Annotated in this window: 32 protein-coding genes; 17 read left to right on the top strand and 15 right to left on the bottom strand. The window is 72.4% G+C overall.

The features are described from left to right. Window positions 1-15 precede the first annotated feature (15 nt). The 4 genes from uvrC (at window position 16) to J3A75_RS01370 (ending at window position 3507) form a co-directional block, all read left to right on the top strand. A complete protein-coding gene (gene uvrC / locus J3A75_RS01385; RefSeq protein ID WP_071000550.1) occupies window positions 16-2082 on the top strand; it encodes an excinuclease ABC subunit UvrC in 2067 nt (688 codons plus the stop codon). Between the two features lie 73 nt (window positions 2083-2155). Further along, complete coding sequence (pgsA, locus tag J3A75_RS01380) at window positions 2156-2755, top strand: CDP-diacylglycerol--glycerol-3-phosphate 3-phosphatidyltransferase (RefSeq protein ID WP_012322295.1); 600 nt, start codon at window positions 2156-2158, stop codon at window positions 2753-2755. 54 nt (window positions 2756-2809) lie between these two features. After that, window positions 2810-3061, top strand: a complete 252-nt coding sequence (moaD, locus tag J3A75_RS01375; protein WP_029357972.1) for a molybdopterin converting factor subunit 1 — start codon at window positions 2810-2812, stop codon at window positions 3059-3061. Between the two features lie 215 nt (window positions 3062-3276). Continuing rightward, complete coding sequence (locus tag J3A75_RS01370) at window positions 3277-3507, top strand: hypothetical protein (RefSeq protein ID WP_012322293.1); 231 nt, start codon at window positions 3277-3279, stop codon at window positions 3505-3507. 72 nt (window positions 3508-3579) lie between these two features. On the opposite strand, the gene J3A75_RS01365 is transcribed toward J3A75_RS01370, so the two are convergent. Beyond that, a complete protein-coding gene (locus J3A75_RS01365) occupies window positions 3580-4356 on the bottom strand; it encodes an SDR family NAD(P)-dependent oxidoreductase (protein WP_071000549.1) in 777 nt (258 codons plus the stop codon). Between the two features lie 150 nt (window positions 4357-4506). On the opposite strand from J3A75_RS01365, the gene J3A75_RS01360 reads away from it, so the two are divergent. Then, window positions 4507-4920, top strand: coding sequence for a flagellar biosynthesis repressor FlbT (locus J3A75_RS01360; protein ID WP_012322291.1), 414 nt, complete (start codon window positions 4507-4509; stop codon window positions 4918-4920). A gap of 15 nt (window positions 4921-4935) precedes the next feature. Here the strand turns inward: J3A75_RS01360 and flaF are convergent, their stop codons facing one another. Beyond that, window positions 4936-5307: a flagellar biosynthesis regulator FlaF gene (gene flaF, locus J3A75_RS01355; RefSeq protein ID WP_012322290.1), complete on the bottom strand. Its 372-nt coding sequence runs from the start codon at window positions 5305-5307 to the stop codon at window positions 4936-4938. A gap of 168 nt (window positions 5308-5475) precedes the next feature. Here flaF and J3A75_RS01350 point away from each other — a divergent pair, with 168 nt between their 5' ends. Continuing rightward, complete coding sequence (locus tag J3A75_RS01350) at window positions 5476-5718, top strand: hypothetical protein (RefSeq protein WP_024828112.1); 243 nt, start codon at window positions 5476-5478, stop codon at window positions 5716-5718. Here J3A75_RS01350 and J3A75_RS01345 read toward each other — a convergent pair whose 3' ends face one another. The 3 genes from J3A75_RS01345 to J3A75_RS01335 all read right to left on the bottom strand — a co-directional run bounded on the left by J3A75_RS01345 (window position 5719) and on the right by J3A75_RS01335 (window position 6907). After that, complete coding sequence (locus tag J3A75_RS01345; protein ID WP_012322288.1) at window positions 5719-5856, bottom strand: hypothetical protein; 138 nt, start codon at window positions 5854-5856, stop codon at window positions 5719-5721. Window positions 5857-5944: 88 nt separating this feature from the next. Continuing rightward, the gene (locus tag J3A75_RS01340) at window positions 5945-6268 is read right to left on the bottom strand and encodes a hypothetical protein (RefSeq protein WP_012322287.1); all 324 of its coding nucleotides are present in this window, start codon (window positions 6266-6268) and stop codon (window positions 5945-5947) included. Window positions 6269-6397: 129 nt separating this feature from the next. Beyond that, window positions 6398-6907 carry a metallophosphoesterase gene (locus tag J3A75_RS01335; RefSeq protein ID WP_012322286.1) on the bottom strand — a complete coding sequence of 170 codons (510 nt, stop codon included), beginning with the start codon at window positions 6905-6907 and terminating at the stop codon, window positions 6398-6400. Between the two features lie 224 nt (window positions 6908-7131). Between J3A75_RS01335 and J3A75_RS01330 the strand changes: the two genes are divergently transcribed. From J3A75_RS01330 to J3A75_RS01305, 6 genes are all read left to right on the top strand, one after another. Next, on the top strand, window positions 7132-7851 hold the full coding sequence (locus J3A75_RS01330) for a cytochrome c biogenesis CcdA family protein (RefSeq protein WP_029357966.1): 720 nt from the start codon (window positions 7132-7134) through the stop codon (window positions 7849-7851). Window positions 7852-7891: 40 nt separating this feature from the next. Beyond that, on the top strand, window positions 7892-8938 hold the full coding sequence (selD, locus tag J3A75_RS01325; protein ID WP_012322284.1) for a selenide, water dikinase SelD: 1047 nt from the start codon (window positions 7892-7894) through the stop codon (window positions 8936-8938). Between the two features lie 104 nt (window positions 8939-9042). After that, a complete protein-coding gene (locus J3A75_RS01320) occupies window positions 9043-11031 on the top strand; it encodes a glycosyltransferase (RefSeq protein WP_071000548.1) in 1989 nt (662 codons plus the stop codon). Further along, window positions 11028-12155, top strand: coding sequence for a glycosyltransferase (locus J3A75_RS01315; protein WP_012322282.1), 1128 nt, complete (start codon window positions 11028-11030; stop codon window positions 12153-12155). The genes J3A75_RS01320 and J3A75_RS01315 overlap by 4 nt, the downstream gene beginning before the upstream one ends. Window positions 12156-12435: 280 nt before the next feature. Next, window positions 12436-13911 carry a GumC family protein gene (locus J3A75_RS01310; protein ID WP_012322281.1) on the top strand — a complete coding sequence of 492 codons (1476 nt, stop codon included), beginning with the start codon at window positions 12436-12438 and terminating at the stop codon, window positions 13909-13911. Beyond that, window positions 13904-14767, top strand: coding sequence for a WecB/TagA/CpsF family glycosyltransferase (locus J3A75_RS01305; RefSeq protein ID WP_012322280.1), 864 nt, complete (start codon window positions 13904-13906; stop codon window positions 14765-14767). Before J3A75_RS01310 ends, J3A75_RS01305 begins: the two co-directional genes overlap by 8 nt. Window positions 14768-14769: 2 nt before the next feature. Here the strand turns inward: J3A75_RS01305 and J3A75_RS01300 are convergent, their stop codons facing one another. The 5 genes from J3A75_RS01300 to J3A75_RS01280 all read right to left on the bottom strand — a co-directional run bounded on the left by J3A75_RS01300 (window position 14770) and on the right by J3A75_RS01280 (window position 18592). Further along, window positions 14770-15345 (bottom strand): NUDIX domain-containing protein, encoded by a 576-nt coding sequence (locus J3A75_RS01300; RefSeq protein WP_012322279.1) that lies wholly within the window; start codon window positions 15343-15345, stop codon window positions 14770-14772. Window positions 15346-15383: 38 nt separating this feature from the next. Next, window positions 15384-15653, bottom strand: coding sequence for a sulfurtransferase TusA family protein (locus J3A75_RS01295; protein ID WP_012322278.1), 270 nt, complete (start codon window positions 15651-15653; stop codon window positions 15384-15386). Between the two features lie 79 nt (window positions 15654-15732). Next, window positions 15733-16080, bottom strand: coding sequence for a hypothetical protein (locus J3A75_RS01290; protein WP_012322277.1), 348 nt, complete (start codon window positions 16078-16080; stop codon window positions 15733-15735). A 98-nt stretch (window positions 16081-16178) separates the two neighbouring features. After that, window positions 16179-17546, bottom strand: a complete 1368-nt coding sequence (locus tag J3A75_RS01285) for a glutamate--cysteine ligase (RefSeq protein WP_012322276.1) — start codon at window positions 17544-17546, stop codon at window positions 16179-16181. 293 nt (window positions 17547-17839) lie between these two features. Then, window positions 17840-18592, bottom strand: coding sequence for a 16S rRNA (uracil(1498)-N(3))-methyltransferase (locus J3A75_RS01280; protein ID WP_071000546.1), 753 nt, complete (start codon window positions 18590-18592; stop codon window positions 17840-17842). A 220-nt stretch (window positions 18593-18812) separates the two neighbouring features. Here J3A75_RS01280 and J3A75_RS01275 point away from each other — a divergent pair, with 220 nt between their 5' ends. Together J3A75_RS01275 and ubiA are read left to right on the top strand one after the other, a co-directional pair. Then, window positions 18813-19292, top strand: a complete 480-nt coding sequence (locus tag J3A75_RS01275; protein ID WP_012322274.1) for a hypothetical protein — start codon at window positions 18813-18815, stop codon at window positions 19290-19292. An 87-nt stretch (window positions 19293-19379) separates the two neighbouring features. Further along, window positions 19380-20327 carry a 4-hydroxybenzoate octaprenyltransferase gene (ubiA, locus tag J3A75_RS01270; RefSeq protein ID WP_012322273.1) on the top strand — a complete coding sequence of 316 codons (948 nt, stop codon included), beginning with the start codon at window positions 19380-19382 and terminating at the stop codon, window positions 20325-20327. Window positions 20328-20342: 15 nt separating this feature from the next. Here ubiA and J3A75_RS01265 read toward each other — a convergent pair whose 3' ends face one another. Continuing rightward, window positions 20343-20798, bottom strand: a complete 456-nt coding sequence (locus tag J3A75_RS01265) for a DUF6101 family protein (RefSeq protein WP_029360358.1) — start codon at window positions 20796-20798, stop codon at window positions 20343-20345. Window positions 20799-21219: 421 nt separating this feature from the next. Between J3A75_RS01265 and J3A75_RS01260 the strand changes: the two genes are divergently transcribed. Further along, entirely contained in the window at window positions 21220-22035 is an 816-nt protein-coding gene (locus tag J3A75_RS01260; RefSeq protein WP_012322271.1) for an inositol monophosphatase family protein, read from the top strand. Window positions 22036-22079: 44 nt separating this feature from the next. Here J3A75_RS01260 and J3A75_RS01255 read toward each other — a convergent pair whose 3' ends face one another. Both J3A75_RS01255 and J3A75_RS01250 read right to left on the bottom strand, forming a co-directional pair. After that, the gene (locus J3A75_RS01255; protein WP_024828118.1) at window positions 22080-22316 is read right to left on the bottom strand and encodes a hypothetical protein; all 237 of its coding nucleotides are present in this window, start codon (window positions 22314-22316) and stop codon (window positions 22080-22082) included. 216 nt (window positions 22317-22532) lie between these two features. Continuing rightward, the gene (locus J3A75_RS01250; protein ID WP_012322269.1) at window positions 22533-22742 is read right to left on the bottom strand and encodes a cold-shock protein; all 210 of its coding nucleotides are present in this window, start codon (window positions 22740-22742) and stop codon (window positions 22533-22535) included. Window positions 22743-23059: 317 nt separating this feature from the next. On the opposite strand from J3A75_RS01250, the gene J3A75_RS01245 reads away from it, so the two are divergent. Then, entirely contained in the window at window positions 23060-23449 is a 390-nt protein-coding gene (locus J3A75_RS01245; protein ID WP_012322268.1) for a hypothetical protein, read from the top strand. A gap of 36 nt (window positions 23450-23485) precedes the next feature. On the opposite strand, the gene J3A75_RS01240 is transcribed toward J3A75_RS01245, so the two are convergent. After that, window positions 23486-23689, bottom strand: a complete 204-nt coding sequence (locus tag J3A75_RS01240; RefSeq protein ID WP_012322267.1) for a hypothetical protein — start codon at window positions 23687-23689, stop codon at window positions 23486-23488. 166 nt (window positions 23690-23855) lie between these two features. Between J3A75_RS01240 and J3A75_RS01235 the strand changes: the two genes are divergently transcribed. Beyond that, window positions 23856-24434, top strand: a complete 579-nt coding sequence (locus J3A75_RS01235; RefSeq protein ID WP_071000545.1) for a type 1 glutamine amidotransferase domain-containing protein — start codon at window positions 23856-23858, stop codon at window positions 24432-24434. A 34-nt stretch (window positions 24435-24468) separates the two neighbouring features. Here J3A75_RS01235 and J3A75_RS01230 read toward each other — a convergent pair whose 3' ends face one another. Continuing rightward, window positions 24469-26133: a calcineurin-like phosphoesterase C-terminal domain-containing protein gene (locus J3A75_RS01230; protein ID WP_071000544.1), complete on the bottom strand. Its 1665-nt coding sequence runs from the start codon at window positions 26131-26133 to the stop codon at window positions 24469-24471. Between the last annotated feature and the right edge of the window lie 158 nt (window positions 26134-26291).

Raw genomic sequence — 26291 nt, 5'->3', positions numbered from 1 at the left:
GCTTAGATCTGCGGTATGAGCCGCAGAGCCCTCTCAGACCTGCCCCCCGACACCTTCGACGACGGCCGCGACGCCGAGCGGGACGAGACCGTCGACGAGCCGGAAGCCGAACTCCCCGACACGGAGACGCCGGAGATCGACTTCGATTTCGAGCCGGGCGCCGTCCAGGCCGGCACGGAGGTGATCCGCCGGTTCTGGTCGACCCTGCCGTCGTCGCCCGGCGTCTACCGGATGTTCGACCATCGCGGCGACGTCCTCTACGTCGGCAAGGCCAAGAACCTGAAAGCGCGGGTCGGCTCGTACGCGCGGGGCCAGGCGCACTCGAACCGCATCGCCCGGATGATCTCGCAGACGGCGGCGATGGAGTTCGTCACCACCGCGACCGAGACCGAGGCGCTCCTCCTCGAGGCTAACCTCATCAAGCAGCTGAAGCCCCGCTTCAACGTGCTGATGCGGGACGACAAGTCGTTCCCCTACATCCTGGTCACCGACGACGGCCCCGCCCCGCAGATCGTCAAGCACCGGGGGGCCCGGCGCCGGAAGGGCAACTATTACGGCCCCTTCGCCAGCGTCTGGGCGGTGAACCGGACGGTGAACGCGCTGCAGCGCGCCTTCCTGCTGCGCACCTGCACCGACAGCTACTACGAGAACCGCACCCGGCCCTGCCTGCTCTACCAGATCAAGCGCTGCTCCGGCCCTTGCACGAACGAGATCGGGCCCGAGGACTACGCCGCGATGGCGGATTCCGCGCGGGCGTTCCTCGCGGGCAAGTCGAACGCCGTGAAGGACCGGATGCGCGCCGAGATGCAGGCGGCGTCCGAGGCGATGGAGTTCGAGCGTGCCGCCCGGTTCCGCGACCGCATCGCAGCCCTGTCGGCGATCCAGGGGGTGCAGGGGGTCAACACCCAGGGTGTGGAAGAGGCGGATGTGTTCGCCCTCGACGAGCAGGCCGGCCAGTTCTGCATCGAGGTGTTCTTCTTCCGGAACTTCCAGAACTGGGGCAACCGCGCCTATTTCCCGAAGGCCGACCGGACCATGACGCCCGACGAGGTGCTGGGCTCGTTCATCGGCCAGTTCTACGACGACAAGCCCGCGCCCCGGACGGTGCTGACGAGCCACGCGATCGAGGACGCGGAGCTGGTGGCGGCGGCCCTGTCGAGCCGGGTGGAGTACCGCGTCGAGATCCACCGGCCGAGCCGCGGCGAGCGGAAGAACCTCGTCGACTACGCCCAGCGCAACGCCAAGGAGGCGCTGGCCCGGCGCCTCGCCGACACGGCCTCGCAGGGCAAGCTGCTCGCGGCGCTCGGCCAGGCCTTCGGGCTCGACGGCGCACCCCGCCGGATCGAGGTCTACGACAACTCGCACATCATGGGCACGAACGCGGTCGGCGGCATGATCGTCGCCGGCCCGACGGGCTTCATGAAGGCGCATTACCGCACGTTCAACATCAAGTCCGAGGATCTCACGCCCGGCGACGATTACGGCATGATGCGCGAGGTGCTGCAGCGGCGCTTCAAGCGGCTCGCGAAAGAGGCGCCGCGCACCGAGCGCGAGGCGGCCGCATCCGCGGGCGAGGGCGAGGTGCCGGAGCCGGTGCCCGCGCCGGCGGAGGAGAGCGATGCGTTCCCGGCCTGGCCGGATCTCGTGCTGATCGACGGCGGCAAGGGCCAGCTCGAGGCCGCGCGGGCGGCGCTGGAGGAGGTCGGCGTGGCGGGCGTTCCCCTGGTCGGCGTCGCCAAGGGCCGCGACCGCGATGCCGGCCGCGAGACGTTTTTCGTGCCCGGCCGCCTCCCCTTCAAGCTTCCGCCGCGCGACCCGACGCTCTACTTCGTGCAGCGGCTCCGCGACGAGGCGCACCGCTTCGCCATCGGCAGCCATCGGGCCAAGCGGAAGCGAGAGATGGTGAAGAATCCCTTGGACGAGATCGCCGGCATCGGCCCGAGCCGCAAGCGCGCGCTCCTGCACCATTTCGGGACCGTGAAGGCGATCCAGCGCGCCGCCTTCGAGGATCTGGCCAGGACCCCGGGCGTGAACGCCGCCACAGCGCGGGCGGTCTACGACTTCTTCCATGCCGGCGCCTGAGAACCCGGCCGCGATGGCCGAGGCAGACTCAGAGGCGTTGACGCCCGGGCCCCGCTCTGATTTCACCCCTGCGATGAACGCCGTCCTTCCCCGACGACGGTCGCCGGCCTGGACGCTCGCGAATTGCCTGACCTACGGGCGCCTCGTTGCCGTGCCGGTGATGGTCGCGCTGCTGTTCTGGCCCGAATCCCACACGGCGCGGTGGACGGCGCTGGGGGTGTTCGTCGCGGCCGCGATCACCGACTACCTCGACGGCTACGTCGCCCGCACCTACCACCAGAGCTCGGCGCTCGGCCGGATGCTCGATCCGATCGCCGACAAGCTCCTCGTCTCGGCCTGCCTGCTGATGCTGGCGGCGGACCACACCATCGTCGGTTCGAACATCTGGGCGGCGATCGTGATCCTGTGCCGCGAGGTGCTGGTCTCCGGCCTGCGCGAGTATCTGGCGGAGCTGAAGGTCGGCGTGCCGGTCAGTCGGATCGCCAAGTGGAAGACCACCGTGCAGCTCCTGGCGCTCGGCTTCCTGGTGGCCGGCCCGGCGGGCGAGACGGTGCTCCCGGGAACCGAGGCGATCGGCCTGACGCTCCTGTGGCTCGCCGCCGCGCTCACGCTGTGGACCGGCTGGGACTACATGCGGGCCGGGATCAAGCACGTCATCGACGATCCGCGCTGACGGATCCGCCTCCGGGACGCGCGGTCCCTGCCCTGTCTCCGGTACGGTGATGCGATGAAGCTCGTCTATTTCGCCTGGGTCCGCGAGCGGATCGGCCGCTCCGAGGAGGAGCTGGCGCCGCCGCCGGAGGTCGCCACCGTCGCCGATCTGGTCGGGTGGCTCCGGGGCCGCGGCGAGGAGTACGCCTACGCCTTCGAGGATCCGGGCGTCGTCCGCGCCGCGATCGACCGGGCCCATGCCAAGCCGGACGCGCCGATCGCGGGTGCCCGCGAGATCGCCTTCTTCCCGCCGATGACGGGCGGCTGAGAACCGGCCGCGCCGCGCACGTAGTCCGCCGGGGTTGCAACGGGTCGGCTTCCGCGGACATTGGCGCCGTCGCTCCGGCTGCCCGTCAGCCGAACGGCGCGCGGGCCGAGCCGAGTTTTTTACGGGTTCGGCCCGCCTCGGGACGCCACAATCCGCGGAACGCCCAAGCTGGCATTGCCGTTACCCGCTACCGAAATCGGTATTGGAGTTTCAGCATGCGCATGACCTTGCTCGCGACCGCCGCCCTGTTGAGCCTCGGCGCCGCCGCGCAGGCCCAGACCACCGTCATCGAGCGCGACCGACCGGCCGTCGTCGTCGATCGCCCGGCGAGCGAGTCGAAGTCCGTGACCGTCCATGACCACGGCGACGGCTGCGTCACCAAGACGGTGCGCAAGGAGAACGACATGGGCGATACGAAGACCGTGAAGAAAGAGAGCTGCGACTGAGGCACGCGAGCGGGTCGGGCCGGAGCGCGGTCCCGCGCGCCCAGCCCGGCCAGGCCCCTGCGCGTCTTCGGTTCAGCGCCAGCCCGCGTCGATGAAGTACGGGTGGCCGGTGCACATGCGCGCGTCGTCCGAGGCCAGGAACAGGACCAGCGCGGCGACGTCGGCCGGCTGGATCCGCCCGTCCAGGCATTGCGCGGCGACGATCTCCGCCTCGCCCTCCGGCGTGTACCATCGCTCCTGGCGGGGCGTCTGAACGTTGCCGGGCACGACCGTCGCCACCCGGATGTTGTCGCGACCGAGGTCGCGGGCCAGGGCGCGTGTCATCCCCTCGATCGCCGCCTTGGCGGTCTGGTAGAGCGGCATCTCCCTGAGCCCGAGATGCCAGCTGATCGATCCGAAGTTGAGGATCACGCCGCCGCCGGCGCGCTGCATGGCCGGGACCGCCGCCTGGGCGGCGAAGAACAGGTGGCGCAGGTTCACCGCCATCCGGTCGTCCCAGTAGGCGGGCGTCACGTCCGCGAGGGCGTGGCGGTCGTCGTTGCCGGCATTGTTGATCAGGACGTCGAGCCCGCCCAGGGCCGCGTCGGCCTCGGCGACCAGCGCGCGGACCGCGTCGACATCGGTCAGGTCGCAGCGCCGGTAGAGCGGGGCGTGCGCGGCGCCGGGCCCGAGACGGGCCACCACGGCGCGGGCCGCATCGTCCGCGATATCGCAGAACAGGACGCGGGCCCCCTGCTCGACGAAGGCCTCGACCAGCCCCGCGCCGATGCCCGAGGCGCCGCCGGTCACGAGGACGCGCTTGCCGGCGAGGCTCGGATACCGCGCGCGCTGATCCGGCTGCGCCGCCATCGGACCTCCTCGAGGTTTTAAGGTAGACCGGAACTTGTCTGAGTTTACCACGGTGGCCGGCCGCCGCAACGGTGGCGGGGCCGCCTGAGATTCGCGAAACGTTAACGGTTCGCGAATGACATCGTCGGGTCTTCTAGAAAGGAACACCCGATGCCCCTGCGCCTGGAACTCAAGCCGTTCGAGCGGCTGATCATCAACGGCGCGCTGCTGCGCAACGGCGACCGCCGCTCGACCTTCCTGATCGAGACGCAGTGCAAGTTCCTGCGCGAGAGCGAGATCATCACGGAGAGCGAGGCCGACACGGCCTGCAAGCGTCTCCACCTGACGCTGACGGTCATCTACCTCGCCGACGACCCCACACAGAGCATCGACCTGTTCTTCCGGCAAGCCACCGACCTGCTCGGGCTGGCGCCGGCCGCGGCCGGGCAGATCGCCGCGATCGCGCAGGCCGTCGAGGCCGGCGAGTATTACCGATCGCTCAAGCTGAGCCGCAAGCTCGTCGAGTGGGAGGCCGCCGGCTCGGCATCGCAGGCCGTCGTGCCGGACCAGGCGGCCGCTCCCTGATGGGAGAGCCCGGCCTCAGCCGGGATTGCCCTGAAGACCGGCGGCGATGTGATTGTTGATCGACACCAGCGTGGCGATCTTCTCGGGCGTCGGCGCGATCATGGTGTCGATGCAGCTCTGGAGCACGAACACGCCCAGGCGGCCGACGCCCTGCTTCACGTCGGCGGGGAGCGGGTTCACGTCGGACGTCGCCTCGGAGGTCAGCAGCGTCCAGACCCGCTGGTTGAACGTCAGGGCCTCGTTGATGCGTCCGGCATCGCCGCTGGCGAGCCCCTGACTGGCGCCGATGAGCTTCTGTGCGGCCTTCAGCAGCACGGCGGATTCGGCCTCGCGGGGCGACAGCGCGCTGTGGGAAGTCTTGGCGTAGGCGTTGGCGGCGTAGTTCATCGGCGGTCCAGCCCCGTCGTCGGGCCTGCCACTGAGGCAAGCTAGCGCGTAGCTGTCGCAGACCAGGAGTTAAAAGCGCGTGAGCACCGCGTCCGCCATGATCCCGCCGGGTTGGTTATCGACGACGCTCTGCGGCCGAAAGAAACCGGCCCCCGGATCCCGACCCCGATGTTGAATTTCGTTCTCGGAACTGTTGCCGGCGGCCTGATCGCCTGCGTGCTGACCATCGCGGCGGCGCGGCAGCCCGAAGTTCAGTCCCGACTCGGTCTGATACCGGCGGCGCCCGCGACGCTGGCGGCCGTCACGAAGCCGGTCGAGCACGATTGCGGACGACGGACGGAGCCGGCCCCGAAGATCGGCTCCCAGGAGATGCTGTTCAACCGCCAGAGGTTTTGGTCGGTCGCGCCGTAATCAGAACGTGCCGATCAGCATCAGCAGCATCGTCGTGGCGACGGTGGTGCTGACGAAGCCGCAGAGGGCGGCCGCGAAGGACGGACCGGTGCGGGTGACGGCGGGCTCGATGTCGTTCGGGAGCGTGGCGGGGGTCATCGGCGCAGAACCTTCTCGGCGACCAGCGTCGCGCGTGTCGCGGTGATGCTTCAGGAACGGGACGTCCGAGGTGCGATCGCGCACCCGGTCAGTCGCAGCGGTTGATTTTCTTGGCGATCCGCAGACCCCGCAGCTCGCTGCGGAGATCGATGGCCACGACACCCTCGCCGCATCGCTCGAACGCGTCGCGGGCATCGTCGTAGCGGTCGCCCACCTCGTCGAGCGTGTCGCAGACGCGGTCGTGGTTGCCCAGGCGGGCTTCCTGACGCGCCTGGAAGCGCAGGGCGTTCGCCTCGTCGACCTTGCGCTGGGCTTCGATGCAGGACGGCAGGGCCGACGCGGCGGAAGTCAGGGCGAGGCCTGCCAGAAGGCTGGCGAGGCAGCGGGTCAGAGTGACCGACTTGGCACTCACGGGAACACTCACACACGGTTTGTGATGGCAGATCCGCGGGCGGACCTGCCGGGTTTCTCGGAGCGGCTCAGATCCACTCCCTCTCTGTCCGCTGAAACAGTGAAGCTGACGTGAAAGTTCCGCCCCGAATCACGCCTTCCGGCGCAGGCGGGAGGTCAGGATTACCGAGAGTTGCACGGGGGCCGCACCCATCGGATCGACGCCGACATCGTACTGCTTCGGCATCGGCTTGAGCTTGCCGTGGCTGTGGCCGTGGAGGTTGAGAGCCCCCCGGCTCATGCCGTTCCAGGTGCGGAACGCGTAGTGGCAGAGCACCACCATCCGACCCTCGACGGCGAGTTCCGCGTAGTGCCGCACCGACGCCCAGCCGGGCGCCGTCAGCGTGTCCGGCCCGTCGTTGTTGCCGACAATCAGGTGCTTCTCGCCGTTCAGTCCGGCGAGGATCGCGCGGATCCGGTCGCCGCTCGGTCCGAGGGCGAAATCGCCGAGGTGCCAGACCGTGTCGTCGGGCGAGACCGTCGCGTTCCAGGCCGCGATCAGCCCGGCATCGTGGGCCTCGAGATCCGGATAGGGCCGGTGATCGAAGCGCAGCGCCCGCGGGTCGCCGAAATGGGTGTCGCCCGTGAAGAAGATGGTCACCGCTCTGCTCCGCCATGCCTCTGCGTCTTGCTTCAGCGTCTCGCCCCGGCGCCTCGCCTCGGCGCCTTGCCTCGGCGCCTTGCCCGGCAACGCCGCCGGATTGCCGCCGAAATCGGCCTGCGGCCGCCTTGTTCCCGCGGACCCGCGTCCGCCTGGCGCGTTGACGGCCCGCGCGGCAGGGTCGAAGCCTCCCCCGGCGAGGCGCCAGCGGGAGGGCACGGGGCATGCTGGGAACGGTGGGATTCGCGTTCCTGGCCGGCCTGCTCTCGGTGCTCTCGCCCTGCGTGCTGCCGCTGATCCCCATCGTGCTCGGGACGGCGGCAGCCGAGCATCGCCTCGGTCCGGTCGCGCTGGCAGCCGGCCTCGCCGTCGCCTTCACCGCCATCGGGCTGTTCGTCGCGACGATCGGCTTCACCGTCGGGCTGGACGGCGACGTGTTCCGGCGCGCCGGCGCGGTGCTCTTGGTGCTCCTGGGCGCGGTGCTGATGCTGCCGCGACTCCAGGCCCGGGTCGCGACGGCGGCCAGCCCGATCGGCGCCTGGGCGGAGGACCGCTTCGGCGGCGCCGGCTCCGGGGGTGTGTCCGGCCAGTTCGCCGTGGGGCTGCTGCTCGGCGCGGCCTGGAGTCCCTGCGTGGGCCCGACCCTGGGCGCGGCCTCGCTGATGGCGGCGCGGGGCGAGCGTCTCGGGGGTGTCGCCCTGACCATGCTGGCCTTCGGGATCGGCGCCGCGGCCCCGCTGATGCTCCTCGGCTTCGTCTCCCGCGAGGCGCTGCTGCGCTGGCGGGGCGGCCTCGCCGCGGCCGGCCGGGCCGCGAAGGCCGCGCTCGGCGCCGTGATGGTCGTGCTCGGCCTGCTGGTGCTGACGGGCCTCGACAAGCGGGTCGAGGCCGCGGCCGTCGCGGCCTCGCCGGACTGGCTCAACGCGCTGACAACGCGCTACTGACCCGGCGAGGCCCCCGGGTTATCCGGAACGGAGTTCAGCCATGAGCGATGCCCCCCGCCTGACCAGTCTCGCCCACGGAGGCGGATGCGGCTGCAAGCTCGACCCGGCCACCCTGCGCCAGCTCCTCGCCCAGCAGCCGGCGGCGGGCCCGTTCGAGCGGCTCCTCGTCGGCAACGAGACCGCGGACGACGCGGCGGTGTGGGAGCTCGAGGACGGCACCTGCCTCATCGCCACCACGGACTTCTTCACCCCGATGGTGGACGACCCCGTCGATTTCGGCCGGATCGCCGCGACGAACGCCATCTCGGACGTCTACGCCATGGGCGGCCGGCCGCTCTTCGCGCTGGCGATCCTCGGGATGCCGCTGGGCAAGATCGACCCGGAGGTGGTCGCGCGGATCCTGCGCGGCGGCGCGGAGCAATGCGCCGAGGCCGGCATCCCGGTCGCGGGCGGCCACTCGATCGACGCGCCGGAGCCGATCTACGGTCTCGCGGTGATCGGAACCTGCCGCCGCGAGGCGGTGCGGCGCAACGCCGACGCGGTGGCCGGCGACGCCGTCCTGCTCACCAAGGCTCTCGGGGTCGGGGTCTACTCGGCGGCGATCAAGCGGGCGACCCTCGACGAGGCCGGCTACCGCGACTTCATCGCGACCACGACGCTGCTCAACCGGATCGGAACCGACCTCGCCGCCGATCCCGCCGTGCACGCCCTCACCGACGTCACCGGCTTCGGCATCCTCGGGCACGGCCTGGAGATCGCCCGCGGCGCCGGCCTCACGCTCGCCCTCGAGGCCGACGCCCTCCCGCTGCTGCCGCAGGCGGAGGCGCTGGCGCGCGCCGGCGCCGTCACCGGCGCCTCGCACCGCAACTGGGCGGCGTTCGGCGAGGCGGTGGACCTGCCCGCCGACCTCCCCGAGTGGCGCCGCCACCTCCTGACCGACCCGCAGACCTCGGGCGGCCTGCTGGTGACCTGCTCGGCCGACCGCGCCGACGCGATCCTGGCGCGCGTCCGGGCGGCCGGTTACCCGGCGGCCGCCCGGATCGGCCGGATCGAGCCCGGCCCGGCACGGATCCGCGTGGCGGCCTGAGGCACCGCCCGATCCGAGAGGCAATCTTCAACCTTCCCGTCCAATCTGCCGCCCCGCACGAGACCCGAGCCGCCGCCAGAGCCGCCTTGACCGACGCCGCAGACATGTCACCGCCCGCCCACGGCGTCGTCGGCTGGCCGCTCGGGCGCCGCGCCCACGCGCCGTCCCGCCCCGGGTCGCTGCCCGACGGGCGTCCGTGGCCGCGGATCCGCGTCGTGACGGTGGCCCGCGCGGATGCCGCCCTGGCCGGGACCGTGGCGTCGGTTCTGCGCCAGGGCTACCCGGAGGTGCGGCACGACGTGCTGGACCCGACGGCCGGCCGCGCGGCCGCGGCGCGGGTTTTGGCGGATCCCGACCCGGAGCTTCTGTTCTGGCTCCGCGCCGGCGACCTGCTCGCGCCGGGCGCGCTGACCGCCCTGGCGCTGGAGGCCGCGCTCACCGGCGCCGACGCGGTGGCGGGGCTGCGCGTCCTGTTCGACGCCGCCGTCCGCGGCCTCGACGGCCCTGGGGTCGCGGAGGACGCGCAAGGTCCGGTGCCGGCGGCAGACGGCATTCTCTGGCGGCGGGGCGCCCTCGCGGCCGGCGCGCCCCTCGATGCCGACGGCATGCTCGACGCCGCCTCCGCCTGGTCGACGATTCCCGAGAACCGGCGCAGTCTGATCGGCCGCCCGGTGCTGCTCCGCAGGCTCGACGCGCCGCTGCCCCCGCCCGCCGCCGGCCTGTCGATCGTGTCGCTGACCGGCACCGGCACCCGGGGGGGCGCGGGCGTGGCCCAGCGCCGCCTGGCCGAAGCGCTGACGCTCGCGGGCCATAGGGTCGCGGAGGTGACGCTGAGCGGGCGCCCCGAGGCCGCCGAATGGAGCGACGAGTTCCCGCGGGCGGAGGCCGCGGTCGCGGCGGCCGACCCCGATCTCGTCCTCGCCGGCAACCTGCACGGCGCCACCCGCAGCCTCGACGTTGTCGGCCGCCTCGCGCGGCGGGTGCCTGTCGGCCTCGTGCTGCACGACCTCTTCCCCCTGACCGGCCGGTGTGCCCACCCCCGCGACTGCGGGCGCGCCGCGTCCGGCTGCGACGCCGCCTGCCCCGGCCCGGACGAGTACCCGGAGCTGGCGCCCGGCCGGATCGCCGGGATGCACGGCCGCAAGCGCGCAGTGCTCGCCGGCGCCTCGCCCGCGTCACCGACCGAGTCCTCCGCGCCCTGGCTGCTGGCCAATTCCGACTGGACGCTGGCGCGGGCCCGCGAACTGGCACCGCCCGGCAGCGTGGTCGAGCCCGTCCGGCTGGCCTTCCCGACCGCCGTGTTCCGGCCGGGCGATCGCGCCGCGCTGCGCCGCACGCTCGACCTGCCGCCCGACGAGGTCCTGATCCTCGTTTCGTCGGTCATCGTCGACGGGCCCGACAAGGGCTTCGCCGACCTCCGGGCCGCGCTTCAGGCCGTCGCGGGGCCCGGCGTCGGCGTGGTGGCGATCGGCCGGCTCGACGACCCGGCCCGGCTCGGCGTCGCGAACCTGTTCGCGCCCGGCCTCATCGCCGACGAGGCGGTCCTGGCCGCGTGGTACGGAGCCTGCGACCTCCACGTCACCGCCAGCCGCCACGAGACCCTCGGGCAGACGCCCATCGAGGCCGGGCTGTGCGGGGTGCCGACGCTCGCCTACCGCACCTCCGGCCTGACCTCCGCGGTGATCGACGGCGTGTCGGGCCGCCTCGTGCCGGTGCGGCCCGGCGCCCTCGCGGAGGCGCTGGCCGCGCTGGTCGGCGACCGCGAGGCCCGCACACGGCTCGGCGCCTTCGCGCGCATCGCCCTGGAGAGCCGCTACAGCCCGGCCGCGTCGGCGCTGTCACTGGACGCCGTCTTCCGGCGTCGGGGTCTGCCGAGCGCCGCGACAGGCCCGCGCTTCGCCCCCGAGATGCTCGGACACTTCCCGTTCGCGGCGGCCCTGCGGCCGGGCGCGGCCGGCACCGTCCCGACCGTCTCGCGCCCGCTCGTGCGCCGGCTGCGGCGGGCCAAGCAGATGGTCTTCGGGCGGCGGATGCCGCTCCTCGTGCGCCGGTGCCTCTACCTCGCCGGCGCGCTGCGCCGGAGCACACCGTGACGGCGAGCGGCGCAGATGCGGGCGGCGCGCGGGCGGCGCCGGGGCGGCGGCGGATCTACCTCGATCAGACCCATCTGCGCGACCACGTGACGGGGATCGAGCGGGTCACCCTCGACCTGTTCGCTCCCGACCGGCTCGCCCCGCACGCGGTGCGGCCGGTGACCGCGGGCTCCCTGCCCGGCATGATCGCCGCGCAGCAGCTCGGACTGCCGGCGCGGGCGCTGACGGATCGGGACGCCCTGTTCCTGTTCCCGGGCTTCCCGCCCGGGCCGCTCTGCGCCGTCGCGGCGTCGCGCTGCCTGCTCTACGTCCACGACACCTTCCTGCTCACGCGGAAGGAGGATCTGAGCCTGCGCAGCCGGCTCTACATGAGCCCGAGCTTCGCCCTGGCCCTGCGCTGGTGCCCGAACCTGTTCGTCAACAGCCGCACCACCGGGGCGGACGTGCGCGCGCTCTGTGCCAGGCGCGCCCGCGTCGCGCTGCTGCGGCCGCCCGTCCGCGACGCCTTCGGCCTGGAGGACCTGCCCGGACCGGCGGCCTACGCGCCGGGCCGGACGCTGCGGATCCTGGCCATCGGCACCATCGAGCCGCGCAAGAACTATCCGGCGACCCTCGCGCTGACGGCGGCGCTGATCCGCGCCGGCATCCCGGCGGAACTCCATCTCGTCGGCCGGGTCGGCTGGGGGCGGCACGCCTTCCTGGAGGCACCGCCGCCGTTCCTGCACCGCCACGGATACCTCACCGACGCCGAACTGCGCGCCCTCGCGGGCTCGTGCCACCTGCTGCTCTCCACCTCCAAGGCGGAGGGGCTCGGCCTGCCGCTGCTGGAGGTGCAGCACGGCGGCCTGCCGGTGGTGGCGCCGGACGACCCGGTCTTCCGCGAGGTGCTGGGCGGGTCGGCCCTGCTGATCCGGCCGGAGCAGCCCGACGCGGCCGCGTGCGCCCTCGCCGGGTGGATCCGCGACGGCGCCCTGGCCCGCGCCGCCGGGATGAGTCGGGCCAACGTCGCGCGCTGGAACGCGGCCGCGGCCGAGGACGGGGCGCGCTTCCAGCGCTTCCTGGCCGGCGATCCCGCGGCCTACGATGCGCTGGAGTCAATTGTCGCACACGAGGGCGATGGCTGACGCGGCTTACGTAGTCCCCAACAAATCGGGAACTTTTCACGCCGGATTGTCGTGACAGTTAGGACTGCATCAGTAAGCGATATCTGCCAGCTTCCTGCTGCAGATGCCGCATCGGAGCGACACTACTGGCCCGGTATGTCGATTGCTGGGCTCCCGGAGAAGGCAGCGCCTCGGACGCGCACCTGTTCCAGACCGGCACGGAGCTGGTCAGAAAGGGAACGGGCGAAGAGGCTGGTGACGGGCGGCGGTCTCCGCCGAGGCAGGTCAGGGAGCGGGGCGTATGTTCGACTTCTCGACACGGATGAGCGGCGAGCAGCCCGTCCGGATGGTGCTGCCGCAGGTCGCGCCGCCGACCGATAGCCGCGTGATCCTGCGGCGCCTGTGGCGCGGCAGCGGCTTCATCGTGCTGGGCGGCCTGTTCATGGTCGCGGTGGCGGTGGCGCTCCTCGGCCTGATCCCGCCGCGCTACACGTCGAGCATCCAGGTCCTGGTCGATCCGAGCGACCTGCGCGTCGTCGAGAACGACGTGAACGCGCGCCAGCCCCAGGCCGACAGCGGCGTGTCGATTGCCGAGAGCCAGGTGCGGGTGATCCAGTCGGACAGCGTCCTGCGCCGGGTGATCGCCAAGCTCCACCTCGACCAGGACGACGAGTTCGTCCTGCCGGACGGCAACAACCCGACGCTGACCTGGATCAAGGGCGCGCTGGGCATGCTGCCCCCGCCGGCGAGTCGCGACCCGGTCATCACCGCCCTCGACACGCTGCAGAACCGCCTCACCGTCCGGCGGGCCGAGCGGACCTTCGTGATCGACGTCTCGGTGCAGTCCCGCGATCCCGAGAAGGCCGCCCGCATCGCCAACGCCGTCGGCGACGCCTACTTCGCCGAGGAGGCCGCGGCCCGGACCGAGACCGCGCGGCGCGCCTCCGACGCCCTGGCGGGGCGGCTCAACAGCCTCAAGCGCGACGTCGAGCAGGCCGAGAGCGCCGTGGTGCGCTACCGCGAGGACCACAAGCTCGTGGCCGCCAGCGGCCGCCTGCTCACCGACCAGCAGCTCGGCGACCTGAACCAGCAGCTCGTCACCGCCTCGATCAAGACCGCCGAGGCCAAGTCGCGCCTCGAGCAGGCGCGCCGGATGCGCTCGTCGGATCCCAGCACCGCCCTGCCGGAGATGCTGCAGAGCCTGGAGATGCAGGCCCTGCGGCAGCAATACGCGACGCTGTCCCGCAACACCGCGGAGCTCGCCACCCGCCTCGGCGAGCGCCACCCGGCCATGGCCGAGCAGTACGCCCAGCAGCGCGACCTCCAGCGCCTGATCCAGCGCGAGAAGGAGCGGATCATCGAGACGACCCAGAAGGATTACGACCGCGCCGCCGCGAGCGAGGCGGCGATCCGGGCCAATCTCGACCGGGTGAAGAACGAGACCGCGTCCAGCGACCGGGCCTATGTCGGCCTGCGCGAGCTGGAGCGGACCCTCGACGCCCGCCGCGGCATCTACGAGGCCTACCTGAAGCGCGCCCGCGAGGCGAGCGAGCAGGAGCGGCTCAACACCACCAACGTCCGGATCATCTCGGCCGCGGTGCCGGCGCGCCAGCGGACCTTCCCGCCCTCGCCCAAGATCGTCCTGCCGGTGGCGCTGGTCCTCGGCCTGCTGCTCGGCGGCGGCATCGCCCTGCTGCTGGGCGCCGACAGCGACCGGCGCCGCAGCCTGCGCGCCGCTACCCGGCCGGCCGCGAGCTTCCGGGCCGCCGATGCGTGACAGCGGTGAGATCAGCCTCTACCTGGGCGCTATGGATCCGGTCCTCAGAGAGGCACACACGGTGAGCGCCCCGGCCTCCGCGGCGTCCGGGTCGCCGCAGACAGGCGCGACCGTCGAACTCTTCGGGCACCGGTTTCACACCGGTCCGGCCGCGGCCCTCGTGGCCGCCGTCGCGGCCCGGCGAGACGGCCGGCCGCGCATGATCGTCACGGCGAACGTCGATCACATCGTCCAGCTCAGCGAGAACGCGCCGTTCCGCGAGGCCTACGCCCGCGCCGCGGCCAGGACCCTCGACGGGATGCCGCTGGTCTGGCTGGCCCGGAAGGCGTGCGGCCGGCCCGTGCACCGGATCACCGGCCACGATCTTCTGGGCTGCGTCCTGGCCGATCCGCCGGCCTTCGCGCAGCGGGTCTTCTTCGTCTCGGCCCGCCAGGATGCGGCGGACGCGCTGGCGACCCGGCTGCAGGCGGCGGGGCTTCCGGCCGGCGCCGTGGCGAGCGCCGTGCCGCCCTTCGGCTTCGAGCACGACGCGGCCTACAGCCGCGCCCTGGCCGAGCGGATCCGCGCCCACGGGACGACGCTGCTGGTGATGGGGGTCGGGGCGCCCAAATCCGAGATCTGGGTGGATCGTCACGGGCAGACGCTCGGCGAGCCGGTGGTCTTCTGCGTCGGCGACGCCCTCAACGTCGCCGCCGGTTTCCTGCCGCGCGCGCCGCGGCTGATGCAGCGCCTCGGCCTCGAGTGGATCTACCGGTTCCTTCAGGCGCCGCGCAGGCTGTTCCGGCGCTACTTCATCAAATCCTGGCGCTTCATCGGCCTCGCCGCGCGGGACCAGCTCCGGCGGCGCCCCGGCTGACCTCAGCGCCGCTCCGCGAACAGGTCCGGCCGCCGCAATTGCAGCGCGAAGAGCAGCGTCAGCGACTTCATGTCGGTGATCGCCCCGCGGCGGCCCATGGCGGCCAGTTCCGGCAGCGGGATCTCGTGGACGGCGACGGCCTCGCCCTCCGCGGCGAGACCGCCGCCGGTGCCGGTCCGGTCGGCCTCGCCGTAGGCGGCGAGGAACAGATCCATGCGCTCCGTGGAGATCCCCGGCATCGACCAGGCGCTGGCGACGAAGTCGAGGGCGCTCAGGCGCAGGCCCGTCTCCTCCATCGCCTCGCGCCGCGCCTCGTCCTCGGACGCGCCCTCGTCGAGGAGCCCGGCCGGCACCTCGATGTGGCTCGGCGGCCCGCCCGAGTAGAGGACCGGCGCCCGGAACTGCGAGACGAGCGTGGCGACCCGACGGTCCGGATCGTAGGGGAGCACCGCGACCGCCCGGCCGTGATCCTCCATCTCCCGCGTGATGCGGCTTCCGTCCTCCTGCATCACCTCGGCGACGAGGTAGCGCGCCCAACCGTCATGTACGAGGCGCACGCCCCCGATCCGCGGTGCCATTCCGATCTCACCTCGCTCCTGGAAGCCCGACGGATCGTTCAGGAATGCGGCGGCCTTGCGGACACGGTGATGCGGAAGCGCAGGCGCACCGCGGGCGGCCCTCCGAGCCGCTCGGCGGCGTCGAGGCGGGCGCCCTCCTCGCGCACGAGGTTCGGGATGTCGAGGGCGGCCAGCGGGTCGGTGCAGGTCACCACCAGCGTCTGGCCGGCAGCGAGGCCGCGCAGCGCCTTGCGGGTGCGCAGAACCGGAAGCGGACATTTCAGGCCGCTCAGGTCGAGGTCGACGCAGTCCGGATCCTCGTCCCGCACACCGGAAGCTCCCGAACCGGCGCGGATGCCGGCCCCGGCGCGTCATAGGCACCGCCGCGCCCCGGCGCCAGCGGCGCCCTCACCACACGTGATAGCCGAAGGCGGGTCCGGAATAGCTGTCCGGCGCCGTCCAGACGTAGCGGGGGCCGTTGTAGCCGTACTCGAAGCCGCGGCTCGGGACGGGCGCGTAGGCGTAGCCGTAGCCGAACGGCGCGGGATAGCCGTACTCGCCGTAATAGCTGTACTCCGGCCGCCCCCGCGCGGCCACGGTGCCGGTGACGCGGCCACCGGCTCCGGTGTGCCAGCGACCCGGTGTCGGCGCCGGACCTGAGCCCTGGAACGGCGCCAGGTCGGCGGCCTGCCCCGTACCGGAGCTCGCCGGCACGGATGCCAGCCCGGCGAGGATGGCGGCGATGATGCGGGTCATGATGCGTCCTCTCCCCGAGCGCGGCGCCCTGTCGGAACGTTCCATTAGCACGTTCCAAGGCCGATTCGCGCGGGCCACGAGCGCCGCTCAGGCGGTCGCTAGAAGACGCACTCGGTGAAGGCCGGACGCACGCAGGCGCCCCAGCGTCCCTCGTAGTCGGCGAGGAGATCCTCGGCCCGGGTGCGCCCGGCCGCGACGATGGCCTCGAGCGGCTGCAGGTAGATCACCTCGTCCCGACCCTCGGCGTCGCGGCGGCCCCGCGCCCGGAGGCCCGCCCGGGCGATCGCCAGGGCCTCGGCGGCGACGGCCCCGAGCGTGGTGTTGGCCACCGGGGTCGCGAGCCCCAGGCGCGGCGCCGTGGCCCGCGCGGCCTCGCGGTTGGCGGGGCTCCACCCCTTCACGAGGTCGAGGGCCGCGTCCAGGGCCGACTCGTCGTAGAGGAGCCCCGCCCAGAAGGCCGCCTGGGCGGCGATCATGCCGGGATCGCCGACATCGGCGCCGCGCATCTCGAGGAAGCGCTTGAGCCGCACCTCCGGGAAGGCCGTTGAGGCGTGGTTGGCCCAGTCCGAGACCGTGGCGAACTCGCCGGGCAGTTGCGGGAGCTTGCCGGCCATCAGGTCGCGGAACGAGGCGCCCGACACGTCGTGGTAGGTGTCGCCCCGCTTGACGAAGTACATCGGCATGTCGAGCAGCCAGTCGACATAGGCCTCGTAACCGAAGCCCGCGTCGAAGGCGAAGGGCAGCATTCCGGTGCGGTGGGCATCCGTGTCGCGCCAGATCTCGGACCGGCGCGACAGGAAGCCGTTCGGCCGGCCGTCGGTGAAGGGCGAGTTGGCGAAGAGCGCGGTCGCGACCGGCTGCAGCGCCAGGGACGCGCGCATCTTGCGCACCATGTCGGCCTCGGAGGCGAAATCGAGATTCACCTGCACGGTGGCGGTGCGCAGCATCATGTCGAGGCCGAGGGACCCGACCTTGGGCATGTAGCCGGCCATGATCCGGTAGCGGCTCTTGGGCATGACCGGGGTCTCGTCGCGCCGCCATCGCGGGCTCATGCCCAGCGTCAGGAAGCCGATGCCGAGGGGATCGGCGACCCGCTTCGTGGCGGCGAGGTGCGTGGCGAGCTCCGCCGCCGTGGCGTGCACGTCGGGGAGCGCCGCGCCGGACAGCTCGAACTGGCCGCCGGGCTCGATCGAGATCGCGCCGCCCGCCTCCGCCGACAGGCCGATGATGTTGCCGAGATCGAGGATCGGCTCCCAGCCGGTCTCGCGGGCGAGCCCCTCCAGGAGCGCCCGGATGCCGCGGTCGCCCTCGTAGGGAACCGGCGTCCGGGTCTCGCGGTAGAACGGGATCTTCTCGTGCTCGGTGCCGATCGCGAAGCGCGCGCGCGGCTTCTCGCCCGCCGCGAACCATTCGATCAGTTCGGCGCGCGTGGTGAGCGGCGTGGTGTCGTTGCTGTCGCGCGCCATGCGCTGCCTGCCCGTGCGTCTGACCTGTGCCTGGGAACGGGCGCGCCGGACTGCTCCGGCGGATCCACCCGGTACGAACCCGCTCTCGCGAGCGGGATCCGGGCGGACACCCGCCCCCGACCCCGATGAGCACGCGGCGCAGGCGGCGTCCGATCCGGGACATAATCGAGCCGCCGTGAACCCACAACGCGGCGGTCTCCACCGGCGCGCCGCTTCACGTCCGATCCAGCGAAACAATCGCCCGGCGCGATCCTACCATGTGCGCGGGCACACATGGAAGGATCGGCCCGCCGTCAGCGCGCGTCGCCGAGCACCGCCTGCACCAGGGTCAGCACGGCGACGGCGGCGGTGTCGGCCCGCAGGATGCGCGGCCCGAGGGAGAGCGCCACGGTGTTCAGCCGAGCCCGGATCAGCGCCCGCTCCTCCTCCGAGAAGCCGCCCTCGGGGCCGACCAGCACGGCGAGCGGGGGCGGCGCCAGCGGGTCGCCGGCCGCCCGCAGGGCCGCGACGGGGTCGCGCACGGGCGCGTCCTCGTCGCAGAACACGAGGAGCCGCCCGGGCGCGAGGCCCGCGAGCGCGGCCGGGAGGCGCTCGGGCTCGGGACATTCGGGAATCGCCAGGATCCCGCACTGCTCGGCGGCCTCGACGGCGTTGGCTCGCAGCCGGTCGATGTTGACGCGGTCGCCCTGCGTGAACCGGGTGATGACCGGACGGATCGTCCCGGCCCCCATCTCCACCGCCTTCTGCGCGAGGTAGTCGAGCCGCGCGCTCTTCAGCGGGGCGAACAGGTAGTGCAGGTCGGCGCGCTCGGTCTGCGGGCGCGTCTGCGCGGCGACGTGGAGGTCGGCGCCCTTGCGCCCGGTCTGGACCAGGTGCGCGCGCCACTCGCCGTGGCGGCCGTTGAACACCAGGACCGGATCGTCCGGCCCGCGGCGCAGCACGTTGAGCAGGTAGTTGGCCTGGGCTCGGTCGAGGGGCAGAATCACCCCCGCGGCGAGATCGGCCGCGACGTGGAGGCGCGGAGCGGTGAAGTCGTAGGCCGGCATGGCGGCGTGGTCGCGCGGGTCGGCGGGCCTGTCAACGCGGGATGCGTTCCCGAAAGTGTTGCCGAATGGTTACGAGCCCCGGTTTTCCGCAGCCAGTCCACCGGCTCATGGCGCAGCCGGTTTGCCGCTCGATTGACGCCACAATCCTATGGCGAACCCAAGGGAACGGAAGAGAGCCGGCCGCTCGCGGAGTCGGCAGGGGCGTCGAGGGAGTCGCGGAATGGCGAAGGGGAGTCTGAAGCTGGGGGCGGCGGTGCTGGTCGGCACCGTCCTGTTCGGCACCGGCGCGTTCGCGCAGAGCGCGGCGCCGGAATGCGGCGCCATCCAGAAGACCCTGGCCGAGCGCAAGGCCCTGGTCGGCCGCGCCAACGCGGCGTCGCAGTCCAAGAAGAAGATGACCCCGCAGGAGGCCTGCGCCCTGTTCGGGAAGCTCCAGGCCAACGGCGCCGAGGGCATCAAGTGGATCGCCGCCAACAAGGAATGGTGCTCGATCCCCGATTCCTTCGCCGAGGGCTTCAAGGCCGACCACATGAAGGTCAGCGGCATCCGCACCAAGATCTGCAGCGTCGCCGCCCAGGCGACCAAGATGGAGGCGCAGGCCCGCGCCCAGGCTCAGGCCCAGGCCGGCGGCGGCGGCGGCGGGCTGCTCGGCGGTCCGGGCTTGACCGGAAGCTTCAAGCTGCCGCAGGGCGCTCTCTGAGATCGTCTGAGAGGATCACGGATCCGGCGCGGGTCCCCCTCTGCAGCGGCGGGGATTTCACGTGCGGGACGACCGGAGATCCGACCGATGAACGGCACGGTGTTTGACGACGGGCGGCCGGCCGATGCCGTCTCCGGGCACTGGGTCGACCGGCGGGCGCCCCGACCCTGGCGCCCGTACCTGCGCCTGGCCCGGATCGACAGGCCGATCGGCTGGTGGCTCCTCCTCCTCCCCTGCTGGTGGTCGGCCGCCCTGGCGGCGATCGCCGCGGACCAGGCCTTTCCCGATCCCTGGCACTGCCTCCTGTTCCTGATCGGCGCGGTCGCGATGCGCGGGGCGGGCTCGACCTACAACGACATCGCCGACCGCGACCTCGACGCGCAGGTCGAGCGCACGCGCCTGCGCCCCCTGCCCTCCGGGCAGGTGCGGCCGCGCCACGCGGCCCTGTTCCTGGTGATCCAGGCCCTGATCGGGCTCGCCGTCCTGCTGCAGTTCAACGCGGAGGCGGTGGTCATCGGCCTGTGCTCGCTGCTGCCGGTGGCGATCTACCCGTTCATGAAACGGGTCATGCCGATGCCGCAGGCCATCTTGGGCCTGGCCTTCGCCTGGGGCGCGCTGATGGGCTGGGCCGCGGTGTTCGCCCGCCTCGACCCGCCGGCGCTCCTGCTCTACGCGGGCGCCCTGTGCTGGGTGATCGGCTACGACACGATCTACGCGGTGCAGGATATCGAGGACGACGAGATCGCGGGGATCCGCTCCTCGGCCCGCCTGTTCGGCCGGCACGTGCGGCTCGCCGTCGGGCTGTGCTACGCGCTGGCGGCGCTGTTCGTAGTGCTGGCGGCGCGCGGGGCCGGAGCGGGGCCCGTCGGGTATCTGGGGATCGCCGCCTTCGCCGGGCATCTCGCCTGGCAGGTCCTGTCGCTGCGCGAGCGCGACGGGCGCGGTGCTCTGACGCTGTTCCGGTCGAACCGGGATGCGGGCCTGATCCTGTTCGTCGGCCTCACCGCCGACGCGCTGCTGCGCAACCTGGCCTAGGCGCGGGCGGCGCCCTCAGGTGCGGGCGATGATCTCGTTCTCGCCGCGGAAGATCTGCGGGCGCGCCGGCAGCCGGCCGGTCTTGCGGCGGGCCAGGAAGCGCGGGCGCCGGCGGCCGAGGCCGGCATGGCGGCGGCGGATGCGGACCTGACCGAGAATCAGCCGGCCGATCTGCTGGGAGACCGGGACGAGGAGGCCGTCCTCGCGGACGATCATCCGCACGAGTCCCGCCCGCGCCGCGATGTCGCGCCACACGGCGACGACGTCGTCCTCCTCGAAGCTGCCGAGGCGCTGCAGCACGTCCCCTTCGGCATCGACCAGGATCAGGCTGAACCGGTCGGCGCCCACGATCTCCGCGTCCTCGGCGGCGTAGGCGAGCGCGATCCCGGCGGCCCGGCGCGCCCCGGAGACGCGGCCGACGACCGGAAGCGGCGAAACGACGAAGCGGGGCGCGGTGTCGGCACCGTGCATCGGGTGTCCTGCGTGGCTTTTGTCCGTGGCCGGGGAAGTGTTCATCGGTCCGAGTCCCTGGAGCAAGTGGCGGCCGCTGTCGGGCCGTCCGTTATGCCAAGCAAAATCGCACCCGAACTCCTCCGCACCGCTTAAGAGCCGTCGTTAAGCGAATCTGGACAGCGCTGTCATTTGCGGAATGCTCAATGCTTCCTTGAATGCTCAACATTTCCTTGCGCAGATCGGTCGTTATCGATCGATCAACCAGCATCCTTGTGGCGCTGCGGGAGGCGCCGTACAACGGGGTGACCGGGCGCGCGATCCTCCGCGCCGGGTCTTCACAGCCCGAGCGGGTGAGCCCAGGCGGGCCCGGACGTCCGCGTCGCCGGACGGGCGGGACGGCGAGGCCCTCGCGGGCCGCACGGATTCCACGCGGAGCGCGATGCCCGAGCCTCTCACCGACGATGCCGTATCCGCCCTGATGCCGGAACTGCGCGCCGTGATGCGCGAGGCCGCCGACATCGCCCGGCCCTTCTTCAGGCTCGGCGGTCAGACCTCGGCCCGGATCTGGTCGAAGTCCGGCGGCTCGCCGGTGACCGAGGCGGACGTCGCGGTCGACGCCTTCCTGAAGGTGCGCCTGAGCGCCCTCGTGCCGCGGGCGGCGTGGCTGTCGGAGGAGACTGCCGACGACCCGGCCCGCCTCGGCCATGACCTCGTCTGGATCGTCGATCCGATCGACGGGACGCGGGCCTTCCTGTCGGGCCATCCGGACTGGTCGATAGCGGTGGCGCTCCTGTCGCGCGGCGAGCCGCTGATCGGCTTCGTCCACGCGCCGGTGGGCGACGCGGATTACGAGGCCGTGCGCGGGCGCGGCGCGACGCGGAACGGCGAACCGATCCGCGTCGATCCCAGGCAGAGCCTGCCGGGCGCCCGCATCACCGGCCCGAAGCCGATGCTCGACCGTCTGGCCCGGGGCGCCGGAGAAGACCCGGACTTCGAGGTGGTCGCGCGGATCCCGTCCCTCGCCCTGCGGCTCGCCCGCGTGGCGGACGGCACGGTCGATATCGGGATGATCTCCGGCAATGCCCGCGACTGGGACTTGGCCGCCGCCGACCTGGTTCTCCGCGAGGCGGGCGGCGTGGTCTGCGATTTCTCCGGCGCGGCGACCCCGTACAATCGCGCCGACCCGGTGCACGGCGAGCTGCTCGCCGCGCCGGTGGGTCTGCGCGACCCGGTCCTCGCCGCCTGGGAGCGCTGAGGCCGAGGCCTCGGACGACTCCTGAGGAAGGAGCCGCGGACGGCTCAGGCCGCCGCGGTCTCGCGGATCCTCACCGCGGCGGGCGCGAGCCCGAGACGCTCGGCGAGATGCCAGTGCAGCTCACGCGGGGAGTGGTAGTTGTAGGACCGGTCGATCAGGTCGCTGAGATCGGCCCCGGTCTGATCCGCGGTCTTGGCCCGCGCCAGCTTGCCCACCCGGAAGGTCGGGGCATCGGTGACGGGGGAACGGACGCCGCGGCGCCGTGTGTACTCGAATAACATCAATGTCTTTTCTTCTCTGGACCGGACGTTGGCTGCGTCCGGCGTCGTTTCTGGGATATTGCCTCCGACGCGACCGGAATCCGGGCAGTCTCGCCCGGGAAGGCAGCGTCGGAAGGGGGAACCGCGTCAGGCGGCCGCTTCATGCGTCCCCACGACCTTCGGTTGCGCGCGCTGGCGCACCGAGAGCCGCGGGAGGCGCTTCAGAACCCGCGACGGTCAGGCCGCCTGCAGGTTGCCGGCGGCGTCCTTGCCGCTGCGCTTGTCCGTGAGGATCTCGTAAGCGATCCGCTGGCCTTCGATCAGGTTGCGCATCCCGGCGCGCTCGACGGCCGAGATGTGGACGAACACGTCCTTGCCGCCATCGTCGGGCTGGATGAAACCGTAGCCCTTGGTCTCATTGAACCACTTCACAGTGCCGGTATTCACGTAGTGTACCTCGTTCGTCCATAGGCCATCCGCGCGGCGCGAGGGCCGCGTGATGCACCACGGTCTTTCTGGATTTGGCCAGTGCGGCGGGGCGCGAGTCGCTGAACCTTAAACAGCGTCAGCCTCGGTGGATGAGCCCCCCGAGGACGTATTTAGGCGCAGGCTGCGGCCGCAACAAGGCATGGACGGCGTATCATCTGCGCCGCAGGCCGGGATCGGGAGGCGACCGTGCGGCGCCGCCCCCTGTGATTCCGGGCATTCACGATGCATATACGGAATGCGCTCAAGCAGTTAAGGCGCGTGGCTCTGGACGATACATGGCAGGCATCTCGGTCTCGCTGGACGGTGCGAACATCCAGCTCTCCTTCCAGAAGGACGATCAGGCGACGGCGGTGGTGATGGATGCCCGCGCCGCCCGGGCGCTGGTGCGCGCCGTCGGGCAACTCCTCACGGCGATCGACGATACGGACGAGCCCGACATGGCCGACGAGATGGGCGACGAGGAGGTCGCCATGCTCGACGTGACGTCGTCCGCCATCGAGATCGGCACCGACGACGAGGGCCAGGCGGTGGTCGCCCTGCAGGCCGGCGCTCTTCCGCCGTTCCAGCTCCGCCTCACGGACGAAGAGGCCCGCCACGTCGTGACGAGCCTCTCCGAGATCCTCAACGCTCCGCGCGACGTGCGGACCTCGCACGGCGGCCACTGACGGCCGGGCGCGCCGCCGTCCGTGGCGCGGACACAGTCACATGCGCGTGCCGGGGTCCGTCGGCGTGCCGGGGAAGATGTCCGGCTCTGAGCCCGGACCACCGGGTTCTCCGATGCCCGGGTCGTTGACCGGGTAGGGCGTGCGCGGGCCGGTCGGGCCGATATCGGGCTCCTCTTCGGGCGTCGGCGGGGGCGGCGGCAGGTCGCCGGGCGTGGGCTCGGGAAGGCCGGGATTGGCCATGACGCGACTCCTGATGGTTGGGATGCGGACCAACGGGCCGTCCTCGCGGGGGTTCCGATCGCCGGACCGGCTTCCGCTCCCGGAGGCGGTCGGGCGGCCGAGGGCCGCGGGAACGGGCGGGACGACCCTCCGTTAGCCGGGCTGATCCCCGAACCGGAGACCCGCCATGCCCGACATCCGCCAAGCCAAGATCCTGATCCTCGCCACCGACGGTTTCGAGGAGAGCGAGCTGACCGTGCCGCAGGCGAAGCTGGCCCAGGCCGGCGCCACCGTGACCGTCGCCGCCCCGCAGTCGCGCCAGAGCAAGGGCACGATCCGCGGCTGGGACAAGACCGACTGGGGCCAGGAGGTCACCGTCGACGCCGACCTGGAGCAGGTCGACCCGGCGTCCTACGATGCCCTCGTCCTTCCGGGCGGCCAGATCAACCCGGACAAGCTCCGGCTCGAGCCGCAGGCACTCGCCGTGATCAAGAGCTTCCTGACGTCCGGCAAGGTCGTGGCCGCGATCTGCCACGCCCCCTGGCTGCTCATCGAGACCGGCGCGGCCAAGGGCCGCGACCTGACCTCGTTCAGCTCGATCCGGACCGACGTGATCAATGCCGGCGGCCGCTGGCACGACAAGGACGTCGTGACCGATCACGGCATCGTCACGAGCCGCAACCCGGGCGACCTCGACGCCTTCTGCGCGAAGATCGTCGAGGAGATCCAGGAGGGTGGCCACGGCACCCGCCAGCTGGCGGCGTGACCCGGGCGGGCGCCGCCGCTCGCGGCGCCCGGCCTCAGCCGCGGCCGCGCTCGCCGGTGACCTCCAGCACCGCGCAGCCGCGGATCGGACGGCCGTACTCGTCCGCGCCCTCCACGGTGACCCGGTGGGCGCCCGGGGCGAGGTCGTCCGGAAGCCGCGCCGTCCAGATATGGGTCGAGGGCATCGCCTTCACCCAGCTCTTCTTGGTCTCGGGGTAGCGCTCGTAAAGTTCCGTGACGAACGGGTCGAGGCGGCGGGTGCGCGCCATCGGCCGGGGCGGCGCGTCCCCGACCCGGAACGCGAGCTGCGTGCGCGGGCCGCCGTCGAACACGTTGACCACCAGGGTGGTGTCGGCGAGCGCGTCCTGCGGCACCGGCGGCCGCAGCCCCTGCACGGGCCGGGTCCAGCGCACCACCTCGGGCGCGCCGGCCCGCAGCTCGCTCTCGAACAGGATCCGCATGGTCTCGTCCGGCTGACCCTGCGCGGCGACGTAGCGCGACGTGTAGGCGGTGCCGCGGATCGACAGGACGTGGAACCCGTTCGGCGTGCCGTCGCGGCTGTCGGCTGAGGGGATGCCGGTCCGGGTGTCGGGGCCGCTCCACCACGAGCCCGAGACGGCCGTCAGCACGTGGTGATGGTGCCCGTCGGCGAGGTAGTGGTGCTCGGTCGTGTGGGTGTGGCCGGCGAGGCTCAGGACCTTGCGGCCTGCGAGCAGCTCGAGGAGCGCGGCGCGGTCGGCGGTGGTGGTGCGGGGATCGTCCGGCGCCGTGTCGGTGTGCAGCGGGATGTGCATGGCCAGCACGATCAGGTCGTCCCGCGGGATCTCGGCCAGGAGGTTGCGCAGGAAGGCCAGACCGCGCTCGCCGATCCGGCCCCGGTAGGTGTTGGCGCCCACCGGCACCGGCGGCCCGAGCCACTCGACGTTGTCGAGCATCACGAACCACGCCCGGCCGTGACGGAACGCGTAGGTCGGCGCGCCGAACACCCGCTTCCAGGTCTCGCGGCTGTAGCGCGCATCCGGCGCCTGCATGTTGAGGTCGTGGTTGCCCGGCAGGTTGTACCAGGGCAGGCCGATCCGCCCGACGATCCGGTTGGACCGGCCGTAGAGCGAGAGATCGTCGAACAGCACGTCGCCGGTGGTCAGGCCGAAGGCCGCCGGGATCGCCATGGCGCGGGCGACCGCGGTGTCCCGCACGTGGTCCAGCTCGAACCGGCTCTCGGGCTGGGGATCGGTGAACAGCACGACGTCGAAGTCGTCCGGCTCGTCCGCCCGGGTCAGCGTGAAGTCGATCGAGGCCGGGAGCGGGCCGGTGGGCGCGAGCCCGCGGTAGCGCAGGCCCAGCTCGGCGGGCGTGCCGCCGGGCTGGTGGATGTAGGAGTGACGCGGCACGTTGTCGGCGTCGCGCGGCAGGGCGTAGCCCGGCGGCTTGATGACGAAGACCGCGCCGTCGCCCGGCATCGGCAGGCGGTAGCGGCCCCGCTCGTCGGTCCGCGCGATCTCGCGACCGTTGGACACCAGCACGCCCGGCAGCGGGACCGGCTCCCCGCCGGCCGCGTCGCGCGCGGAGACGATCCCGGTGGCCTCGGCGGCCTCGGCGGCCTCCTGCGCGCCGGCCCGGCCAACGACGAGGCCGAGGGCGGCGGCCCCCGCCATGGTGCTCCGGCGGGTCAGGCCTCCGGGCTGGGTGTCGCGCGACATCGATGGCTCCTGCACGGCTTCGCGGCGCGGCGTCCCGCGGGAGGCCGGCAGCCGGCATCCGGGACGCTGCCTCCGGGGCCAATCAGACGCGTTTGACCTCCGGATGACAGGCGCGGCCCCGAACGCGCGAGGCCCGCGCCTCGGCAGAGGTGCGGGCC

The organism is Methylobacterium sp. PvP105, assembly GCF_017876975.1.
Lineage (GTDB): Bacteria > Pseudomonadota > Alphaproteobacteria > Rhizobiales > Beijerinckiaceae > Methylobacterium > Methylobacterium radiotolerans.
The sequence above is the reverse complement of the archived record's forward strand: the minus strand, read 5'-3'. Positions and strand labels throughout refer to the sequence as shown.

Bases quoted from the DNA above. Each gene is read 5' to 3' on its own strand.
- J3A75_RS01305 (WP_012322280.1), top strand. From the start codon at position 13,904: ATGCGTGACAGCGGTGAGATCAGCCTCTACCTGGGCGCTATGGATCCG.
- moaD (WP_029357972.1), top strand. From the start codon at position 2,810: ATGAAGCTCGTCTATTTCGCCTGGGTCCGCGAGCGGATCGGCCGCTCC.
- J3A75_RS01360 (WP_012322291.1), top strand. From the start codon at position 4,507: ATGCCCCTGCGCCTGGAACTCAAGCCGTTCGAGCGGCTGATCATCAAC.
- J3A75_RS01260 (WP_012322271.1), top strand. From the start codon at position 21,220: ATGCCCGAGCCTCTCACCGACGATGCCGTATCCGCCCTGATGCCGGAA.
- pgsA (WP_012322295.1), top strand. From the start codon at position 2,156: ATGAACGCCGTCCTTCCCCGACGACGGTCGCCGGCCTGGACGCTCGCG.
- J3A75_RS01255 (WP_024828118.1), bottom strand. From the start codon at position 22,316: ATGTTATTCGAGTACACACGGCGCCGCGGCGTCCGTTCCCCCGTCACC.
- J3A75_RS01265 (WP_029360358.1), bottom strand. From the start codon at position 20,798: ATGCACGGTGCCGACACCGCGCCCCGCTTCGTCGTTTCGCCGCTTCCG.
- J3A75_RS01280 (WP_071000546.1), bottom strand. From the start codon at position 18,592: ATGCCGGCCTACGACTTCACCGCTCCGCGCCTCCACGTCGCGGCCGAT.
- flaF (WP_012322290.1), bottom strand. From the start codon at position 5,307: ATGAACTACGCCGCCAACGCCTACGCCAAGACTTCCCACAGCGCGCTG.
- J3A75_RS01230 (WP_071000544.1), bottom strand. From the start codon at position 26,133: ATGTCGCGCGACACCCAGCCCGGAGGCCTGACCCGCCGGAGCACCATG.
- J3A75_RS01345 (WP_012322288.1), bottom strand. From the start codon at position 5,856: ATGACCCCCGCCACGCTCCCGAACGACATCGAGCCCGCCGTCACCCGC.
- J3A75_RS01330 (WP_029357966.1), top strand. From the start codon at position 7,132: ATGCTGGGAACGGTGGGATTCGCGTTCCTGGCCGGCCTGCTCTCGGTG.
- J3A75_RS01300 (WP_012322279.1), bottom strand. From the start codon at position 15,345: ATGGCACCGCGGATCGGGGGCGTGCGCCTCGTACATGACGGTTGGGCG.
- J3A75_RS01310 (WP_012322281.1), top strand. From the start codon at position 12,436: ATGTTCGACTTCTCGACACGGATGAGCGGCGAGCAGCCCGTCCGGATG.
- J3A75_RS01240 (WP_012322267.1), bottom strand. From the start codon at position 23,689: ATGGCCAATCCCGGCCTTCCCGAGCCCACGCCCGGCGACCTGCCGCCG.
- J3A75_RS01245 (WP_012322268.1), top strand. From the start codon at position 23,060: ATGGCAGGCATCTCGGTCTCGCTGGACGGTGCGAACATCCAGCTCTCC.
- J3A75_RS01350 (WP_024828112.1), top strand. From the start codon at position 5,476: ATGTTGAATTTCGTTCTCGGAACTGTTGCCGGCGGCCTGATCGCCTGC.
- J3A75_RS01285 (WP_012322276.1), bottom strand. From the start codon at position 17,546: ATGGCGCGCGACAGCAACGACACCACGCCGCTCACCACGCGCGCCGAA.
- J3A75_RS01235 (WP_071000545.1), top strand. From the start codon at position 23,856: ATGCCCGACATCCGCCAAGCCAAGATCCTGATCCTCGCCACCGACGGT.
- ubiA (WP_012322273.1), top strand. From the start codon at position 19,380: ATGAACGGCACGGTGTTTGACGACGGGCGGCCGGCCGATGCCGTCTCC.
- J3A75_RS01370 (WP_012322293.1), top strand. From the start codon at position 3,277: ATGCGCATGACCTTGCTCGCGACCGCCGCCCTGTTGAGCCTCGGCGCC.
- J3A75_RS01290 (WP_012322277.1), bottom strand. From the start codon at position 16,080: ATGACCCGCATCATCGCCGCCATCCTCGCCGGGCTGGCATCCGTGCCG.
- J3A75_RS01275 (WP_012322274.1), top strand. From the start codon at position 18,813: ATGGCGAAGGGGAGTCTGAAGCTGGGGGCGGCGGTGCTGGTCGGCACC.
- uvrC (WP_071000550.1), top strand. From the start codon at position 16: ATGAGCCGCAGAGCCCTCTCAGACCTGCCCCCCGACACCTTCGACGAC.
- selD (WP_012322284.1), top strand. From the start codon at position 7,892: ATGAGCGATGCCCCCCGCCTGACCAGTCTCGCCCACGGAGGCGGATGC.
- J3A75_RS01365 (WP_071000549.1), bottom strand. From the start codon at position 4,356: ATGGCGGCGCAGCCGGATCAGCGCGCGCGGTATCCGAGCCTCGCCGGC.
- J3A75_RS01320 (WP_071000548.1), top strand. From the start codon at position 9,043: ATGTCACCGCCCGCCCACGGCGTCGTCGGCTGGCCGCTCGGGCGCCGC.